The sequence below is a fragment of the Phytopseudomonas daroniae genome (assembly GCF_004327285.1).
GTDB classification, from domain to species: domain Bacteria; phylum Pseudomonadota; class Gammaproteobacteria; order Pseudomonadales; family Pseudomonadaceae; genus Aquipseudomonas; species Aquipseudomonas daroniae.
Genome location: NZ_QJUI01000004.1, coordinates 249769 through 266574, shown reverse-complemented (window position 1 = coordinate 266574; position 16806 = coordinate 249769). Strand labels below are relative to the sequence as shown.

At 62.1% G+C, this 16806-nt stretch carries 13 protein-coding genes; 5 read left to right on the top strand and 8 right to left on the bottom strand.

The window, feature by feature from the left end; genetic code table 11:
• Nucleotides 1-101 precede the first annotated feature (101 nt).
• The 5 genes from DNK06_RS06420 to DNK06_RS06400 form a co-directional block, all read right to left on the bottom strand.
• Nucleotides 102-1355, bottom strand: a complete 1254-nt coding sequence (locus DNK06_RS06420) for a ribonucleotide-diphosphate reductase subunit beta (protein WP_042552772.1) — start codon at nucleotides 1353-1355, stop codon at nucleotides 102-104.
• A 154-nt stretch (nucleotides 1356-1509) separates the two neighbouring features.
• Nucleotides 1510-4425: a ribonucleoside-diphosphate reductase subunit alpha gene (locus tag DNK06_RS06415; RefSeq protein WP_131179200.1), complete on the bottom strand. Its 2916-nt coding sequence runs from the start codon at nucleotides 4423-4425 to the stop codon at nucleotides 1510-1512.
• 14 nt (nucleotides 4426-4439) lie between these two features.
• Nucleotides 4440-4625 carry a hypothetical protein gene (locus DNK06_RS06410; RefSeq protein ID WP_131179199.1) on the bottom strand — a complete coding sequence of 62 codons (186 nt, stop codon included), beginning with the start codon at nucleotides 4623-4625 and terminating at the stop codon, nucleotides 4440-4442.
• A gap of 547 nt (nucleotides 4626-5172) precedes the next feature.
• The gene (locus tag DNK06_RS06405) at nucleotides 5173-6006 is read right to left on the bottom strand and encodes a 5'-nucleotidase, lipoprotein e(P4) family (protein ID WP_131179198.1); all 834 of its coding nucleotides are present in this window, start codon (nucleotides 6004-6006) and stop codon (nucleotides 5173-5175) included.
• Between the two features lie 209 nt (nucleotides 6007-6215).
• Nucleotides 6216-8366: a TonB-dependent siderophore receptor gene (locus tag DNK06_RS06400; protein WP_131179197.1), complete on the bottom strand. Its 2151-nt coding sequence runs from the start codon at nucleotides 8364-8366 to the stop codon at nucleotides 6216-6218.
• On the opposite strand from DNK06_RS06400, the gene DNK06_RS06395 reads away from it, so the two are divergent.
• Nucleotides 8365-8673 carry a hypothetical protein gene (locus tag DNK06_RS06395; protein ID WP_131179196.1) on the top strand — a complete coding sequence of 103 codons (309 nt, stop codon included), beginning with the start codon at nucleotides 8365-8367 and terminating at the stop codon, nucleotides 8671-8673. The two genes, DNK06_RS06400 and DNK06_RS06395, sit on opposite strands and share 2 nt — an antisense overlap.
• An 81-nt stretch (nucleotides 8674-8754) precedes the next feature.
• Nucleotides 8755-9813, top strand: a complete 1059-nt coding sequence (locus tag DNK06_RS06390) for an ABC transporter substrate-binding protein (RefSeq protein WP_131179195.1) — start codon at nucleotides 8755-8757, stop codon at nucleotides 9811-9813.
• A 52-nt stretch (nucleotides 9814-9865) separates the two neighbouring features.
• On the opposite strand, the gene DNK06_RS06385 is transcribed toward DNK06_RS06390, so the two are convergent.
• Nucleotides 9866-10789, bottom strand: a complete 924-nt coding sequence (locus DNK06_RS06385; RefSeq protein ID WP_131179194.1) for a LysR family transcriptional regulator — start codon at nucleotides 10787-10789, stop codon at nucleotides 9866-9868.
• A gap of 321 nt (nucleotides 10790-11110) precedes the next feature.
• Between DNK06_RS06385 and DNK06_RS06380 the strand changes: the two genes are divergently transcribed.
• Genes DNK06_RS06380 through DNK06_RS06370 form a run of 3 tightly spaced genes read left to right on the top strand, consistent with a single transcriptional unit; the run spans nucleotide 11111 to nucleotide 15361 of the window.
• The gene (locus DNK06_RS06380; protein WP_131179193.1) at nucleotides 11111-13486 is read left to right on the top strand and encodes a TonB-dependent receptor; all 2376 of its coding nucleotides are present in this window, start codon (nucleotides 11111-11113) and stop codon (nucleotides 13484-13486) included.
• Between the two features lie 21 nt (nucleotides 13487-13507).
• Entirely contained in the window at nucleotides 13508-14407 is a 900-nt protein-coding gene (locus tag DNK06_RS06375; RefSeq protein ID WP_131179192.1) for a TauD/TfdA dioxygenase family protein, read from the top strand.
• Nucleotides 14408-14461: 54 nt separating this feature from the next.
• The gene (locus DNK06_RS06370; RefSeq protein ID WP_131179191.1) at nucleotides 14462-15361 is read left to right on the top strand and encodes a TauD/TfdA dioxygenase family protein; all 900 of its coding nucleotides are present in this window, start codon (nucleotides 14462-14464) and stop codon (nucleotides 15359-15361) included.
• 100 nt (nucleotides 15362-15461) lie between these two features.
• Here the strand turns inward: DNK06_RS06370 and DNK06_RS06365 are convergent, their stop codons facing one another.
• Nucleotides 15462-16040, bottom strand: a complete 579-nt coding sequence (locus tag DNK06_RS06365; protein ID WP_207389955.1) for a class I SAM-dependent methyltransferase — start codon at nucleotides 16038-16040, stop codon at nucleotides 15462-15464.
• Nucleotides 16040-16675 carry an RluA family pseudouridine synthase gene (locus tag DNK06_RS06360; RefSeq protein ID WP_131179189.1) on the bottom strand — a complete coding sequence of 212 codons (636 nt, stop codon included), beginning with the start codon at nucleotides 16673-16675 and terminating at the stop codon, nucleotides 16040-16042. The genes DNK06_RS06365 and DNK06_RS06360 overlap by 1 nt, the downstream gene beginning before the upstream one ends.
• Nucleotides 16676-16806 lie beyond the last annotated feature (131 nt).

Below are 16806 nucleotides of genomic sequence, written 5' to 3'. Positions count from 1 at the left end.
TCTCAAGTAAAAACCCCGCACAAGGCGGGGCTTTTTATTAAGCTTCAACCCCAACATCCATGGCAGGTGTTGGGTGAATCTAGCGTGATTTCAAACTGACATCAATCCCAGCTCAACGCCCCACCAGTCTGATACTCGATCACACGGGTCTCGAAGAAGTTTTTCTCTTTCTTCAAGTCCATGATTTCGCTCATCCATGGGAAGGGGTTGCTGGCGCCTGGGTATTCTTCTTTCAGGCCGATCTGGGTCAGGCGGCGGTTGGCGATGAATTTGAGGTAGTCCTCCATCATCGCCGCGTTCATGCCGAGTACGCCGCGGGGCATGGTGTCGCGGGCGTATTCGATTTCCAGCTGGGCGCCCTGCAGAATCATCTGGGTCGCTTCGTCCTTCATCTGGGCATCCCACAAGCTCGGGTTTTCGATCTTGATCTGGTTGATCACGTCGATACCGAAGTTCAGGTGCATGGATTCGTCGCGCAGGATGTACTGGAACTGCTCGGCGGTGCCGGTCATCTTGTTGCGGCGGCCCATGGAGAGGATCTGGGTGAAGCCGCAGTAGAAGAAGATGCCTTCCAGTACGCAGTAGTAGGCGATCAGGTTCTTGAGGAACTGGCGGTCGGTTTCCGGGGTGCCGGTTTCGAACTTGGGATCGGAGATCGAGCGGGTGTACTTGAGGCCCCAGGAGGCTTTCTTCGCGACGCTCGGGATCTCGTGGTACATGTTGAAGATCTCGCCTTCATCCATGCCCAGCGATTCGATGCAGTACTGGTAGGCGTGGGTGTGGATCGCTTCCTCGAAGGCCTGGCGCAGGATGTACTGGCGGCACTCGGGGTTGGTGATCAGGCGGTACACGGCCAGTACCAGGTTGTTGGCAACCAGGCTGTCGGCGGTGGAGAAGAAGCCGAGGTTGCGCATGACTATGCGGCGCTCGTCCTCGGAGAGGCCGTCGGTGCTCTTCCACAGAGCGATGTCGGCGTTCATGTTCACTTCTTGTGGCATCCAGTGGTTGGCGCAACCATCCAGATACTTCTGCCAGGCCCAGTCGTACTTGAAGGGTACGAGCTGGTTGAGGTCGGCGCGGGCGTTGATCATCTGCTTATCGCCGACTTCCACGCGTGCGGAGGTGCCTTCGAGCTCGTCCAGGCCTTCCTGGATGTCGAGGTCGTTCAGGGCCTTTTTCGCACGGGCGATGGCATCGGAGTCGTTGGCGTCGATGGCGCGCGCTTCGAGGGCGGCGGCGTCGCCTACCTGGTTGAGCCTTTCCAGGCTCATGTCGGCACTGGCTTGTGCGGCGGTCTGTTTCGGAGCGGCAGCTTCTGCGCCGTCTTCCTTGTCGAATTCATCCCAGCTCAGCATGAGGGGGCTCCTTTCAGGAGCAGCTTCAAGCGGCAAGCTTCAAGCTGCAAGGGGTTACGGGGTGTGGCGGACACTGATGTCCGCCCTGTTCAGCGCACGTCACGGCGATGATCACGGCAAGCTTGCAGCTCATGGCTTGCAGCTTGCCGCTGCTTTATTGACAGGCTTCGCAATCCGGCTCGTCGATGGCGCAAGCCTTCGGTACGGGAGCCGGGCCAGGCGAGGCCTGGGTGGCCGGCGCGGCAGCAGGGGCCGCGCTGAGGCCTTGGTCACCGCCGCTGGATACCGCGTTCAGTTTGCCGGTGTTGATGGTCGACTTCTCGGTGCTGGTCGCGGCCAGGGCACGGAGGTAGTAGGTGGTTTTCAGGCCACGGTACCAAGCCATGCGGTAGGTCACGTCGAGTTTCTTGCCCGAGGCGCCAGCGATGTACAGGTTGAGCGATTGCGCCTGGTCGATCCACTTCTGGCGACGGCTGGCAGCATCGACGATCCACTTGGTGTCGACTTCGAAGGCGGTGGCGTACAGGTCTTTCAGTTCCTGCGGGATACGCTCGATCTGCTGCACGGAGCCGTCGTAGTACTTGAGGTCGTTGATCATGACCGAGTCCCACAGGCCGCGCGCCTTGAGGTCGCGAACCAGGTAGGGGTTGATCACGGTGAATTCGCCCGACAGGTTCGATTTCACGTAGAGGTTCTGGTAGGTCGGCTCGATGGACTGCGACACGCCGGTGATGTTGGCGATGGTCGCGGTCGGTGCGATGGCCATGATGTTCGAGTTACGAATGCCTTTCTGTACGCGAGCCCGTACCGGAGCCCAGTCCAGGGTTTCGTTCAGGTCGACGTCGATGTACTTCTGGCCACGGGCCTCGATGAGGATCTGCTGGGAGTCCAGCGGCAGAATGCCCTTGCTCCACAGCGAACCCTGGAAGGTTTCGTAGGCGCCACGCTCGTCGGCCAGATCACAGGAAGCCTGGATGGCGTAGTAGCTGACCGCTTCCATGGATTTGTCGGCGAAGTCAACAGCGGCGTCGGAGCCGTACGGGATGTGCTGCAGGTACAGTGCGTCCTGGAAGCCCATGATGCCCAGGCCGACCGGGCGGTGCTTGAAGTTGGAGTTGCGCGCTTGCGGCACCGAGTAGTAGTTGATGTCGATGACGTTATCGAGCATGCGCACGGCCGTCTTCACGGTGCGGGCCAGCTTGGCGGTGTCCAGTTTGCCGTCGACGATGTGGTTCGGCAGGTTGACCGAGCCCAGGTTGCAGACGGCGATCTCGTCCTTGTTGGTGTTCAGGGTGATCTCGGTGCACAGGTTGGAGCTGTGTACCACGCCCACGTGCTGCTGCGGGCTGCGCAGGTTGCACGGATCCTTGAAGGTCAGCCATGGGTGGCCGGTCTCGAACAGCATCGAGAGCATCTTGCGCCACAGGTCTTTGGCCTGGATGGTCTTGAACAGCTTGATCTTGCCCGGGTACTCGGTCAGGGCTTCGTAGTACTCGTAGCGCTCTTCGAAGGCCTTGCCGGTCAGGTCGTGCAGATCCGGTACTTCGCTTGGCGAGAACAGCGTCCACTGGCCGTCGTCGAAGACGCGCTTCATGAACAGATCCGGGATCCAGTTGGCGGTGTTCATGTCGTGGGTACGGCGACGGTCGTCACCGGTGTTCTTGCGCAGCTCGATGAACTCTTCGATGTCCATGTGCCAGGTTTCCAGGTAGGCACAAACGGCGCCTTTGCGCTTGCCGCCCTGGTTGACCGCCACGGCGGTGTCGTTGACCACCTTGAGGAACGGTACGACGCCCTGGGATTTGCCGTTGGTGCCCTTGATGTAGGCGCCCAGCGAACGAACCGGTGTCCAGTCGTTGCCCAGGCCGCCAGCGAATTTGCTCAGCAGGGCGTTGTCGCGGATGGCGTCGTAGATGCCGCCCAGGTCGTCAGGCACGGTGGTCAGGTAGCAGCTGGACAGTTGCGGACGCAGGGTGCCGGCGTTGAACAGAGTCGGGGTCGACGACATGTAGTCGAACGACGACAGCAGGTTGTAGAACTCGATGGCGCGGTCTTCGCGATCCTTCGGCTCTTCGATGGCCAGGCCCATGGCCACGCGCATGAAGAACACCTGCGGCAGTTCGAAACGGATGCCGTCCTTGTGGATGAAGTAACGGTCGTACAGGGTCTGCAGGCCCAGATAGGTGAACTGCTGGTCACGCTCGTGGTTGATCGCCTTGCCCAGTTTTTCCAGGTCGTAGGTTTTCAGTTTCGGGTCGAGCAGTTCGAACTCGACGCCGGCCTCGACGTAGGCGGGCAGGGCCTTGGCGTACAGCTCGGCCATCTCGTGGTGAGTGGCGCTGGCGGCGACGTTGAGGAAGCTCAGGCCTTCGGCGCGGATGTTGTCCATCAGCAGGCGGGCGGTGACGTAGCTGTAGTTCGGCTCACGTTCGACCAGGGTACGGGAGGTCATCACCAGAGCGGTGTTGACGTCTTTCTGGGCAACGCCGTCGTACAGGTTTTTCAGGGTTTCTTTCTGGATCAGCGCGCCGTCGACTTCCTGCAGGCCTTCACAGGCTTCGGTGACGATGGTGTTGAGGCGGCCCATGTCCAGCGGCACCAGGCTGCCGTCAGCCAGGGTGACGCGAATGCTCGGGTGCGGCTGGGCGATGCCATCGGCTGCGCCAGCGGTCTTGCGCTCCTGGCTGCGGGCTTCGCGGTAGATCACGTAGTCGCGGGCGACTTTCTGCTCGCCGGAACGCATCAGGGCCAGTTCGACCTGATCCTGGATCTCTTCGATATGGATGGTGCCGCCCGAAGGCATGCGGCGCTTGAAGGTGGCGGTGACCTGCTCGGTCAGGCGTGCGACGGTGTCATGGATACGCGACGAGGCAGCGGCATTGCCGCCTTCCACTGCGAGGAACGCCTTGGTGATGGCGACGGTGATCTTGTCACCGGTGTACGGCACGACGGTGCCGTTACGCTTGATCACACGCAACTGGCCAGGGGCGGTGGCAGCCAGATCCTGGGTGGCGTCTGCACCCTGAGGCGCCTGGGCCTGAGGGTTCTCGCGAGTGGTGTCGGTATGCATGGAGGTCTCCGTGATCAATGAAATTTTCCGGGATGAGCGTTCTGCCGCTGATCGTTACGTGGTACCTGGCTTTCATTCCATTCGACAAAGCCTGAGGCCTGCACAAGGCTGGCAGCAGGGTGTTGCAAAAAGGCGCTGATGGACTGGCTGGCGCCGTGCGCCGCTGCAGTCGGTACTGTTTCGATGCCGGAACGCTTCATCCCTGGCTTTACTGGTGCTTCCTGCTGCGCGCGGCCACTAGATATAGTGTTGCCGGCGCATGCGCGGCGTGCTGTGTTCTGTATTGGCCGAGCGACCCGGGTCGTTCGATACCAGTGTGACTCTGGTTGCCGGAGCGTGTTACTCGGTGACTGCTCAATGCACCGAAACGACTCTGGGCATGGACTTTTTCAGGGCATTTGTGCTTGTACCCGTTTTCTCGGAAAACCCAACATATAGGTGTTTGGCGAGCTGTGGATACAAGATAGTGCGGTGAAGGAGCTAAGGCAAGCCCTACGGCCTGTGGATAAATCTGTGGGTTAATGCGGGGTAAGTGGCGCAAACGCCCATGAATACTGGCGATGCCCGGATTACGGTCGCGATTGCCGCAGGCAGATTTTTTTCTGGGTTCGACGGGGGAAATCCACTTCGTCACATAAACACAATATGTAGGGTTTATTCGCGCATTTTGGCCTGCAATATGCAGACGCGTGGCGACTGGCTATTGGCAGTCGCCACGGTGCGAATAGTCCATGGAATTCATCAGGTTTACGGCAGGATCAATGCCTTGTGCTTCAAGGCACGTTTCTGCGTTTCCGGCAGGTCGTCGCGATCTCCATAAGGCGCGGTGTACCAGCCGCCGTAAGTCGGGTTTGGCAGCAGGAACCAGCGTTGGCCGAACCACGCCTGGTAGGGCGCCGCTGCCTTGCGCTGCTCGCTCAGGCGATTGGGTGCGGCGATGAAGTCGCCGTAGCTGTCACCCACCAGCAGGAGAACCCGTGCGCGTTCACCGACCCACTGGCGGCGGCAGGTCTTGTCCGAGCCGGCTTGCTGGCAGCCGCCGATGGCGGTTCCTGCAGTGAGAATCTGCCCCACATCATCGATGGGAAAGCCAGCCTGGCGCAGGTTGCGCAGGGTGTCGGCTTCCTGTCCGGGTTCACGGTTGGTCAGGTAATAGGGCGTGATGCCGAGCTTTGCCGCTGCCTGCATGAAGGCCACCGAGCCGGGCAGGGCGCGAGCCTCGGCCTTTTCCACCCAGCGATACCATTCGGTGTAATCGTAAGAGCCACCATCGACCACCGATTTGGCATTCACGGGTGTGTTGTCGAGCAGCGTTTCATCGATGTCGACGATCAGCGCTGGCGGCAAGCCCGTCAGGTTGCGCGGCGGTTGCGCCAGGGCATCCCATTGCGGGTCGGCCAGCGCCGGTTGCAACTGGCGGGTCGCGGCGGCATAGACCTGGCGATAGAGCAGCTCGTGCTCGATGGAGGTTTGCGTCCACAGCACAGCGTCGAGCTGATCATGTTCCTTGGGTGCTTGCTGGCAACCAGTCAGCAGGCTTCCCAGCAAGCAGATGGTCACTAACGATGCTGTGCTACGCATTTTGGATGCTCCTTGGGCTTTTGCGACGATAGTTCATATGAAACGGCAGCAAAGCGGCGCAAGCGGACGGTCGTAGGATGGGTGAAACCCATCGGAAATTGATGGGTTTCACCCATCCTACGGGCTGGTGGATGAAAAGAGCGTCATCCACCCTACGTCTGCTCCCGCCTTTTTTCTGCCCATCACAGATACGGCTTCCCCGTCGCCTGTTAAAAACTCACGGTTGCGGACAGGCGGGCGGTGCGCGGGTCACCCGGGAACAGGTAGCCATCGCCCTGGTAGGCGCCGGTGTCGCGCCAGTAGCGTTTGTCGAACAGGTTGTCGACGGTCAGGCGCAGCACTGTTTCGTAGCCTTCGATGCGGGTGGTGTAACGGCTGCCGAGGTTGAATACCGTGTAATCGGCGACCTTCACCGTGCCGTTCGGGTTGGCGTACTTGCTGCCGCTGTACTGCAGGCCGCCAAGTAGCGACAGGCCCTGAACACCGGGCACCTGGTAATCGGCCGACAGGCTGGCGCGCACGCGCGGTACGTTGACCGCCTGGTGGCCTTCATAGGCTTCGGTGCCGCTGTCCAGTGCCCGTGCGCGAATGGCCGCGGCGCTGGCCGACAGTTGCAGATTGCGGCTGGCCTGCCCGCTGGCGGAGAGCTCCAGGCCGATATTGCGCTGTTTGCCCTGCTGAACGTAGGTAAGGCTGCCGTCGTCGTTCGGGCGGCTGTATTGCAGCGCCTGGTCGATACGGAACAGAGCGGCACCCAGGCTCAGGCCCTGCCAGTCGCGCTTGAAGCCGGCTTCCAGCTGGCGAGACAGGGTCGGCGCAAGGATTTCGCCATCGTTGCTGGTGAACCACGGTGCCTCGCCGCCCAGGGATAGGCCCTTGCTGTAGCTCACATATAAGGTGGTGTCGGCCTGCGGTTTGTAGAGCAGGGCGGCATTGGGCAGGAATTCGCTACGACGGGTGCGGCGGTCGCTGATACCGCTGCTGGTGAAGGCTTCCTCGTCCAGGCGTACTTGTCGCCCGCCCAGGAGCACCTGCCAGTGCTCGTCGAAGCTGATATGGTCGCTGAAGAACAGGCCGTACTGGCGGCTGTCCAGGCGGCGGTTCTTGGGGTTGAGCGGTACGTCGGTCGGGGCGAAGTCGACAACGTCCTGATGGATATTGCCCGCGCCTATCCATTCATTGACAGAGCTGCGCCTGTCCACGGTTCGGCGCAAGGCACTGGTGCCCATGGTCAGCTCATGGCCGATCCTGCCGGTGGCAAAGGCGCCGGACAGAGTCGCCTGCAGTTCGTCATGACGGCGGGTGTCATCCGGGCTGCGGTAGTTGGAGATGTCGTAATCGCCCTCCGGGCTGAAGTGCGAATACCAGTCGTCGCATCCGGAATCAGGGCTGCAGCCGAAGGGAAAGGTACTGTAGTCGTCGATTACCACCTGGCTGCGGGACGCATCGACTGCGGCTTTCCAGTTGTCGTCGAAGCGATATTCGAAGCGCCCACCGAGGTTCAGCGAGTCGATGCTCACCGGTTTCGACCAGCTCTGATGGCCGAGACGGGTGTCCGGATCGACGCCGCTTGGCACCCAGGTGCCGCCGAGTAATTGATAGCCGGCGACCGAGCGCTGCTCGCGAGCCTGGTATTCGGCGTCCAGCTGCAGTGTGGCGTTGGGCGAGAGGTTCCAGTCCAGCGCCAGGGAGATGAAGTCGCGCTTGCCGTCGGCGTGTTCGACGAAGGAGCGGATGTCCTCGTGGGCCAGGTTGAGGCGCAGGCCCAGCTCCTGCTCGCTGCCAAACCAGTGGCCGAGGTCGGCGGCGATATAGCGCTCGCCATCCTGATTGCTGGCCACGCTCAGCGAGCGCACGTTTTCGCTGCGCTTGGTGACGTAGTTGATCAACCCGCCGGGCTCGGTTACGCCGCTCTGCAGGCCGGAAAGGCCCTTGAGCAGTTCGACCTGCTGCTTGTTCTCCAGCGCCACGTTCTGCTCGCCCACCACGCTACGGCCATTGACCCGGTAGCTGTTGGCGGCATTCAGCGAGAAGCCGCGCACCACGAAGTTCTCGTAGTAACCGATCGGCGCGTAGGCCTCGCCTACCGAAGCGTCGTTCTTCAGCACGTCGCTGAGCAGGCGAGCCTGCTGGTCATCCAGTAACTGTCGGGTGACCACCGAAACGGACGCCGGGGTGTCGAGCAGCGGCGTCTCCGTAAAACCACCGACTGTGGCACCACGGGCCTGGTAGCTTTCGCCGGCCTGATCTTCGATGGTGGTGGCGTCGAGGGCGACCACCGAGTCGGCGGCCCAGGAAAACGTCGGGCTCAGCGCCAGGGCGAGCAGGGTCGGGGCGAAACGCGGGCGAGGCAGGGCCATGCAAATTCCTTGGATGCGGAGGTCGGCGGTTGGCTATCCGGTACGCGGGCGATTTGTTGTCGGCAGGCGGCTGCCATCGCTTGGCGGGGCGGCATTGTCGCTTATCGGGGGAGCGGTTGCCACGTCCGAGGAGAGGTACGGGCTGGCGGGAGGAATTCGAATCGGCCATCTATTTCACACAGGGCACAAGGCTTTGGCCAATGCCTTCGCATCATATTTTTTATGCGCGCAGGGCATCTGCACGGAATGTCCCATCATTGATGGCTTATTTCCCAATGTTTATGAAATGCACTTTTTTATTATTTAAATAACCATGTGGCCTGTGCCTTCATAAGTATTCCGGTGGCCTCAAGAGCCACGGCGTAGATGGTTCAGGAGCGTTATTACAATGAAGCGTGCGTTCGATAAAGGCTTACAGCGGGTGGTCGCACCCATATTTTCGGGGCTGCTGGCCCTGGTCGGTGCCACGGCCGTGCTGGCGGAGCAGCCTCTTAAGGAAATTCGCATCGCCGTGCCGGATCTGAGTGCGGGCGGCAAGCCGAGTGGTGGCGGTATCGTCGATGTGCTGCGCAACCAGGAGACTCTGGAAAAGGAGTTCGCAGCAGACGGCATCACCATCCAGTGGAGCTTTTTCAAGGGGGCCGGGCCGGTAGTCAACGAGGCGCTCGCCAACGGCCAGGTGGATCTGGCTTATCTGGGTGACATGGCGTCGATCATCGGCAAGGCCAATGGGCTGGATACCCGGCTACTGAGTGCTACCGCCCGTGATATTCGCCTGTACCTGGGCGTGGTGCCGGGGTCGGCGGTGAAAACCCTGGCGGATCTGCGCGGCAAGCGGGTGGCGATCTTCCGTGGCACCGCCTATCAGTTGTCCTTCGCACAGGCACTGGCCAGTCAGGGCCTGCGCGAGCGTGAGTTGCAGATCATCAATCTGGACGGCAATGCGTCATCGGCCGCTTTGGCAGCCAAGCAGATCGACGCCACCTGGGGCGGCGCCAACCTGATCTCCCTGGAGCAGCGAGGTCTGGCCGAGTTGCCTCTGAATACCGACGATTTGGGCGGCGCCGGCAGCGTGCAGACCATGCTGGTGGGGGCGGGGGATTTTGTCGATCGCCATCCGCAGGCAGTCCAGCGCTTGATAAGAGCTCAGCAGCAGGCGGTGCAATGGCTGCGTGACGAGGCCAACAAGCAGGCTTACGTGGCGTTGGTCGCGGATTTGTCCGGCTACCCGCGTACCTTGTTGCAGAGCGATCTCGAGGCCAGCGATGTGCAACACATGTTCGACCCGCATCTGGATGCCGGCTACCTGGCTCGGCTGCAGGCCGGAGTCGATCTGGCGGTCGAGCAACGTCTGATCCGGAAAGGCTTCAAGGTCGCTGACTGGGCGGATCCGCGCTTTCTCGATGCCGCGTTGCAAACATCGCCGGCTATCGCTGCTCGCCCCTGATCGTTGTGCGAAAAAGGCCGCAGCATGACTGCGGCCTTTGCGTCTTCGGTGTTCAGGCAGCCGCAGCGGCAGCGGCCAGAGCCTGATCGCACTGCTTGATCAGGTCGATCATCGCCCGTGCCGCCGGTGACAGCCGGTAGCCAGTGCGCGTGACGATGCCGCAATGAGCCTGCAGGGTCATACTCTGTGGCAAGTTACGCAACTGCAGGCGTACCAGCTCGCCGCGGTTCAGGGCCTCGTGTAGGGCCTCCAGCGGGCCGACGCCAATGGCATCGGTGTTGCGCACGATCTGCTCCAGCAGCGGGAAATGCTCGCACTCGATGTGTTGTTCGAAGCTGGCTTTGCCACTCAGGTTGGCCAGAGCCTTGCGGGTGCCCACGGGGATGCGCACCGACGCCAGCGGGTATGCGAACAGGTCGTTGGTCGACAGGCTTTCCTTGGCGACCAACGGGTGTGTTGCCCGGCAGAAGAAAGTAGTCGGCCGTGGCGTCAGGGCGTAGGCCTGGAAGTTCGGATCGGCGTGGAACGGGCGGATATCGGCGATGAAGAACTCGATCTCGTTGCGGCTCAGGCTGCGCCCCAGGCTTTCCCAGTTGTTGACCAGCAGCCGCGGGCGAATGCCCGGGTAGTTCGCCATGAACTGCATCAGGCTGTCCGGCACCAGCTTCGCCGCCGGTACCGGGCCCGAGCCGAAGTGCAGCTCACCGGCATCGAGCTTGCTCATCTGGCTGACTTCGTTGGTCAGGTTACTGGCGCCCTGCACCAGGCTCAGGGCGTGCTGCAGCACTACCTGGCCTTCGGGGGTAGGGCGTAGATCCTTGCTGCCACGATCCACCAACTGGCAGCCGAACTCATGCTCCAGCCCTTGAATGCTGCGACTGAACGCCGGCTGAGTGATGTTCATGGCTTCTGCCGCGCGAACGAAGCTGCGGTGCTCTGTCAGGGCGATGAAGTAGCGAAGTTGGCGCAGATCCATGATGCATTCCCGGCATTTGAAAAATAGGTTTTAGGCATTTGCGGCTGCCCTGGACGGTGGTTTTAAATGCAAGCTCTTATTCCGTCAAACGTATTTTTATTATTTAAATAGAACTTAATAGAATATTTGCCTGCTGAGCGATTGCAAGGATCTGTCCATGAAAAAACCTCACCCGACCTCGCGTCTGGCATCTGCGTGTCGCTGTTGCCCCGGTTGATCCGGTTCGCCTGACACCTTTACACCCTGCCTTTCCCTTACAGAGCTACGCATTCATGTGGCGCGGCTTCGTGCGGCCTGTTTCTTGATCAAGGATTACCATTGATGAGTTCGACACCCCCTTTCATTCAGCGCCGCCTCGCGGGTCGCACGAGCATCGTGCAGCGCCTCGCATCGCCGGATTACGTCCTGAGCCTGCTCCTGGCGCTGGGTGGTCTGGCCGCCAGTGGCCCGCTCTATGCGCAGAGCGCCACGGCGGATGCCCGCGCTGCCCAGGACGACGCGGCGCTGCAGAAGGTAACGGTCACCGCCCGGCGCCGGGAGGAGGACGCCCAGGACGTACCCACGCCGATCACCACCCTCAGCGGCGCCACGCTGGAGTTGCAGAAGGTCTACCGCGTGCAGGAACTGCAACAGGTGCTGCCGAGCGTCAACGTCGCCTACATCCATGCGCGCCAGTCCAGCATCGCGGTGCGCGGCATCGGCAACAACCCGGCCAGCGATGGTCTGGAAGGCAGCGCCGGCATCTATCTGGACAATATCTACCTCGGGCGGCCCGGCATGGCGGTGTTCGATCTGCTCGATGTCGAACAGCTGGAGTTGCTGCGCGGCCCTCAAGGTACGTTGTTCGGCAAGAACACCACGGCGGGGGTGATCAACATCACCACCCGCAAGCCGACCTTCACGCCCGAGCGCAGCTTCGAGGTATCGGGCGGCGAGCGTGGTTACTTCCAGGGCAAGGGCAGCGTGTCCGGCGGCTTGACCGACACTCTGGCCGGGCGCCTGTCGTTCTATCGCACCCGTGAAGATGGCTACATCGACAACCAGCATGACAGCCGCACCTTCCTGGGCGGCGAGCGCGAGGGCTTGCGTGGGCAGTTGCTGTTCGAGCCGAACGAGGATTTCAGCCTGCGCTGGATCACCGATTACAACCAGGAGAAGTCCACCAACGGTGTCTGGGCGCTGTACGGGGTTTCCGAACGTTTCCGCGAGCGTGCCGCGCTGATCGGCGCCAACCCGCAGTACGACATCAAGAAGCGTGAGGTAAACATCGATTCCGAGCAGGCGGTCAACGTCTGGCAGGGCGGCACCTCACTGGAAGCCAGCTGGCAACTCGATGGTGGCTACACGCTGACCTCCATCAGCGGTTATCGCTATTGGCACTTCATCCCGCTCAACGATACCGATCTCACCGATCAGCCGGCGGTTCGTCACGGCGGCGTGGAAGTGCACGACCGTCAGTTTTCCCAGGAGATTCGCCTGGCCTCACCGGCCGGCGAGCGCTTCGACTACGTGCTTGGCGCCTATATGTTCCGCCAGAACCTGGGTAACAAGACGGTACAGCGCTATGGCCCGCAGGCCGATCTGTTCCTGACGGGGGTCAATCGTGGGGTGTTCAACGATGTCAGCACGCAGACCAATGGCAAAATCGTCACCGACAGTTTCGCGCTGTTCGCGCAAGGCAACTGGCACCTTACCGATCGCCTGGATCTGACGATTGGCGTGCGCGGCACCTATGAAGAGAAGCAGGCGCGGTTGCACCGCTTCGATCCGCAAGGCGGTGCCGATCTGGCGCCTGAGGTGGATGCCATCCGCCAGCGCCAGATGGGCAGGCTGGATACCGGCGAATTCGGTCTGCACAACGCGGCGCCGTCGGGCCTGATCAGCCTCAGCTACCGGGCCAGCGACAACCTGCTCGGCTATGCCTCCCTGGCCCACGGCGAGAAGTCCGGTGGGGTCAACCTGGTCGCGCCCCAGACGGGCCTTGGCAGCGATTCTCTGGTGGTCGGGCCGGAGCGGGCCAACGATGCCGAGCTCGGCTTCAAGAGTACGCTGCTGGGTGGCCGGCTGCAGTTCAACGCCAACCTGTTCTGGACGGGGGTTCATGGCTACCAGGCCACCACGCTGACCACGCCACCGGGCTCACTGACCGCGACCTCGGTGATGGCCAACGCCGGTAGCGTGCGTTCGCGTGGTCTGGAACTGGAAACCAGCTACCGGCCGATTCGCGGGCTGACCCTGAACTTCAATGGCTCGTTCAACGATGTCACCTACCTGAGCTTCAAGAACGCGCCCTGCCCAGGCGAGGTCAGCACGGTCAATGCCGCGGCGATCTGCGATCTCACGGGCGAAAGGGTGGTCGGTGCCTCGCGCTGGATCGGCAACTTCAACGGTGAGTACCTGTGGCAACTGGACAGCGGCCTGCGACCCTACGTGACCGCGGGTTACTCCTACCGCTCCGAGGCGGAAGGCACGCTGGACAACTCCGATCTGTCGAAGATCGACGGCTATGGCTTGCTCAACCTTTCCGCCGGGGTGCGTATCGACCTGGGTGATGGCGAGCTGGATACCTCGCTGTGGATGCGCAACGTCACGGATCAGGACTACTACCTCACCGCTTTCGCATTTACCAACGGTTCCTACACCGCATCCGTCGGCCAGCCGCGTACGGCCGGTCTCACCCTGCGTTACGACTTCTAAGCACGCCCCAAGGAGAACGCCATGACTCGATCTGCCGTCGTATCAATCCCTCACGTAGAACTCGACCTGTTCCCCGTTGCCGGCCGCATCGGCGCTGAGGTGCGCGGTGTGCAACTGTCCGCGAGCCTCGACGAAGCCAGCGTAGATGCAATTGGGCAAGCGCTGCTGCGCTACAAGGTGCTGTTCTTCCGCAACCAGATGCTGGATGACGCTCAGCAGGAGGCCTTTGCCAAACGCCTCGGCGAGCCGGTGGCCCATCCCACTGTGCCGGTGCGTGATGGCAGCAGCTACCTGCTGGAACTCGACAGCGCGCAGGGTGCCAGGGCCAATACCTGGCACACCGATGTGACGTTCGTCGATGCCTACCCCAAGGCCTCGATCCTGCGCTCGGTGCTGGTGCCGTCCGCGGGTGGCGACACGGTGTGGGCCAATACCACTGCGGCCTACGAGGATCTGCCCGTCGAACTGCGCGAGCTGGCTGACAGGCTGTGGGCGGTGCATAGCAACGATTTCGACTACGCAGCGAAAAGACCCGACGCCGACCCGATACGCCTGGAACAGTATCGCAAGGTATTCGCCTCCACGGTGTACGAAACCGAGCATCCACTAGTGCGCGTGCACCCAGAAAGCGGTGAACGCACCTTGCTGCTGGGCCATTTCGTCAAACGCATCAAGGGCCTTTCCCAGCACGATTCGCAGCGCCTGTTCGAGGTTTTTCAGGGTTATGTGACTCGTCTGGAGAACACCGTTCGCTGGCGCTGGAGCAATGGCGACGTCGCGATCTGGGACAACCGCGCCACTCAGCACTACGCGGTCAATGACTACGGCGACCAGCCTCGCATCGTGCGCCGCGTAACCCTGGCCGGTGATGTGCCGATGAGCATCGACGGCCAGCGTAGCAGAACCATCAGCAAATCCTGACCTGTGCCTGCCACCTGCGTGGCAGGGCAAACCCATTACTCAAGGTGAACGACCATGACCCAGACCACCCACGTGCTGCAGCCGGCAGCGACCCATGATGACTTTCGTATCGAGCCCCAGCAGGCACCGCTGGGGGCCATTGTCCACGGCCTGGACGCCCGGCTGACGCCGAGTGCGGAGCAGATTCTGCAACTCAAGCGGGCCTTGCGCGATCACCACATTCTGATCTTCCGTGGCCAGCAGCTCGACGACGGGCAATTCCTGCAATTCACCTCCTGGTTCGGCTCGGTGTTTCAGCCGCATCCGGACTTTCTAGTGCTATCGTCCGGTGCGGACGGCAAGGCACCGGATATCGTCAAGGTGGCCAATACCGAGGATGGTGAGCTCGGTAATAACGAGCTGCCGGCCCATTCGGATCACCACTGGACGCCCACGCCCTCGAGCGGTTCGCTGCTGTATGCCCAGGAAGTCCCGCAGGACGGCGGCGAAACGGTATGGACGAACCTGGCATTGGCCTACAGCACGTTGGACGAGCAGACCAAGGCGGAGATCGAGGGACTGCGGCTGATCAACTACAACCCTTTCGTGCGCCTGCGTAACGGTGATTACGGGCGTATGGGAGCGATTACCTACCGCACGCCGGAAATCGAGCCGATCCAGGGCACCGAGCATCCGCTGGTGCGTACCCATCCCGAGAGCGGCAAGCGCCTGCTGTATCTCGGTGTGCGCACGGAAGTGGAGCTGGCCGGCGTCGAGCCCGAGCGTGGCCAGGCACTGATCGCGCGCCTGCGCGAGCACCTGGCCAGGCCCGAGCTGTCCTACACCCATCGCTGGCAGGTGGGCGATATCGTCTACTGGGACAATCAGGCCACCCTGCATGCACGCAACGCCTTTCCGGCCGAACAGCGCAGGCGGCTGCAGCGAATCAGCCTGGCGGGAAGCCGGCCGTTTTAAAGCAGTGGCAAGCGTCAAGCCACAAGCGGCAAGCTGCCCGTGGTAGAGGAGGGCCATGTGGACAACGCGAAGCTTGTCCACCGAGCGGGCGATGAGGTCATTACGATTGGCGCCTGGCCACCACGGCAAACAGGTGCCAGTGCTTGGCGCGGCCGACGGCGGTCTGGCCCGGGCGGTCGATTTCCTGCAGGTCGATGATCTGCCAATGCTGGAACAGGGCTTCGACCTCGGCGCGGGTGTGGATGCTCAGGCCGTCCTGAGCCCAGTCGTCGCGCTCGCCGAAGAAGTGCCCGGCGAAAAGGCCGCCGGGTTTCACGGCCTGTTCGATGCGCCGCCAGAACCCGGGAAAGTCAGCGGGCGCACAGAATGGCAGGGAGAAGCTGCCGTTGATCAGCTCGGCGGCGGGCAGCTCGATGTCCTGGAACGGGCTGCATGCGCAGCGCAGGGCCGCGCGCTGATCGCCAGGCACCAGCGGTTGCAGGTAGTCGAAGGCCAGCGGCTCGGCATCCACCGCCAGCACCTGCCAGCCCTGACGCAGCAGCTCCAGGGTGTCGCGGCCGGCGCCACAGCCCAGATCCACGGCCAGGCCGGGTGGCGCCTGCCAGTGTTGCAGGGCCAGCAGCAGCGAGGGCATTGCCGGTGCGCCCTTGGTGTTCTCGTAGAAGCGCCGGGGATCCATCAGAATGGCGCCGGGCACTCGAAGCGCAGGCGTTCGCCGGTTTGCGGGTGAGTCAGGCTGAGCATGCTGGCGTGCAGGCACAGGCGCGGGTAGGCGGCCAGGGCCTGTTCATGGGCATAGAGACCATCGCCGAGCAGCGGATGACCGATGGACAGCATGTGCACGCGCAACTGGTGCGAGCGGCCGGTGATCGGGGTCAGCTCGACGCGGCTGTAATCGGCATGGCGCTCGAGTATGCGCCAGAAGGTCAGGGCGTGTTTGCCGTGTTCATGGTCGACCACGTGGCGCGGTTTGGTCGGTGGGTCGTAACGCAGGGGCAGGTCGATGCTGCCGCTGTCGCCCTCGGGCGAACCCCAGCACAAAGCGGTGTAGGCTTTTTCCGTTTCGCGGTCGTGGAACTGCCGGGACAGCTCGCGGTGGCTGTCGGCATCACGGGCGAGGACGATCAGGCCCGAGGTTTCCCAATCCAGACGATGCACGATACGTGCTTCGGGGTAGCCGTTTTCCTGCAGGCGGGTGACCAGGCAATCCTTGTTGTCTTCGGCGCGACCGGGCACCGAGAGCAGCAGGGTGGGCTTGTTGATCACCAGCAGGGCGGCATCCTGATGGACGATTTCGATTTGGCTGAGCGGCATGGGCGTTCTGTTGGTTGGGCGATAAAAACGAAAAGCGGCCATCGGGGCCGCCATTCGGGGAGCGAGTTACCGCAGAAGGTCGATGTCGTCTTCGGCATCGCCTGGTGGGTTACGCAGCGCACTGACTCTGG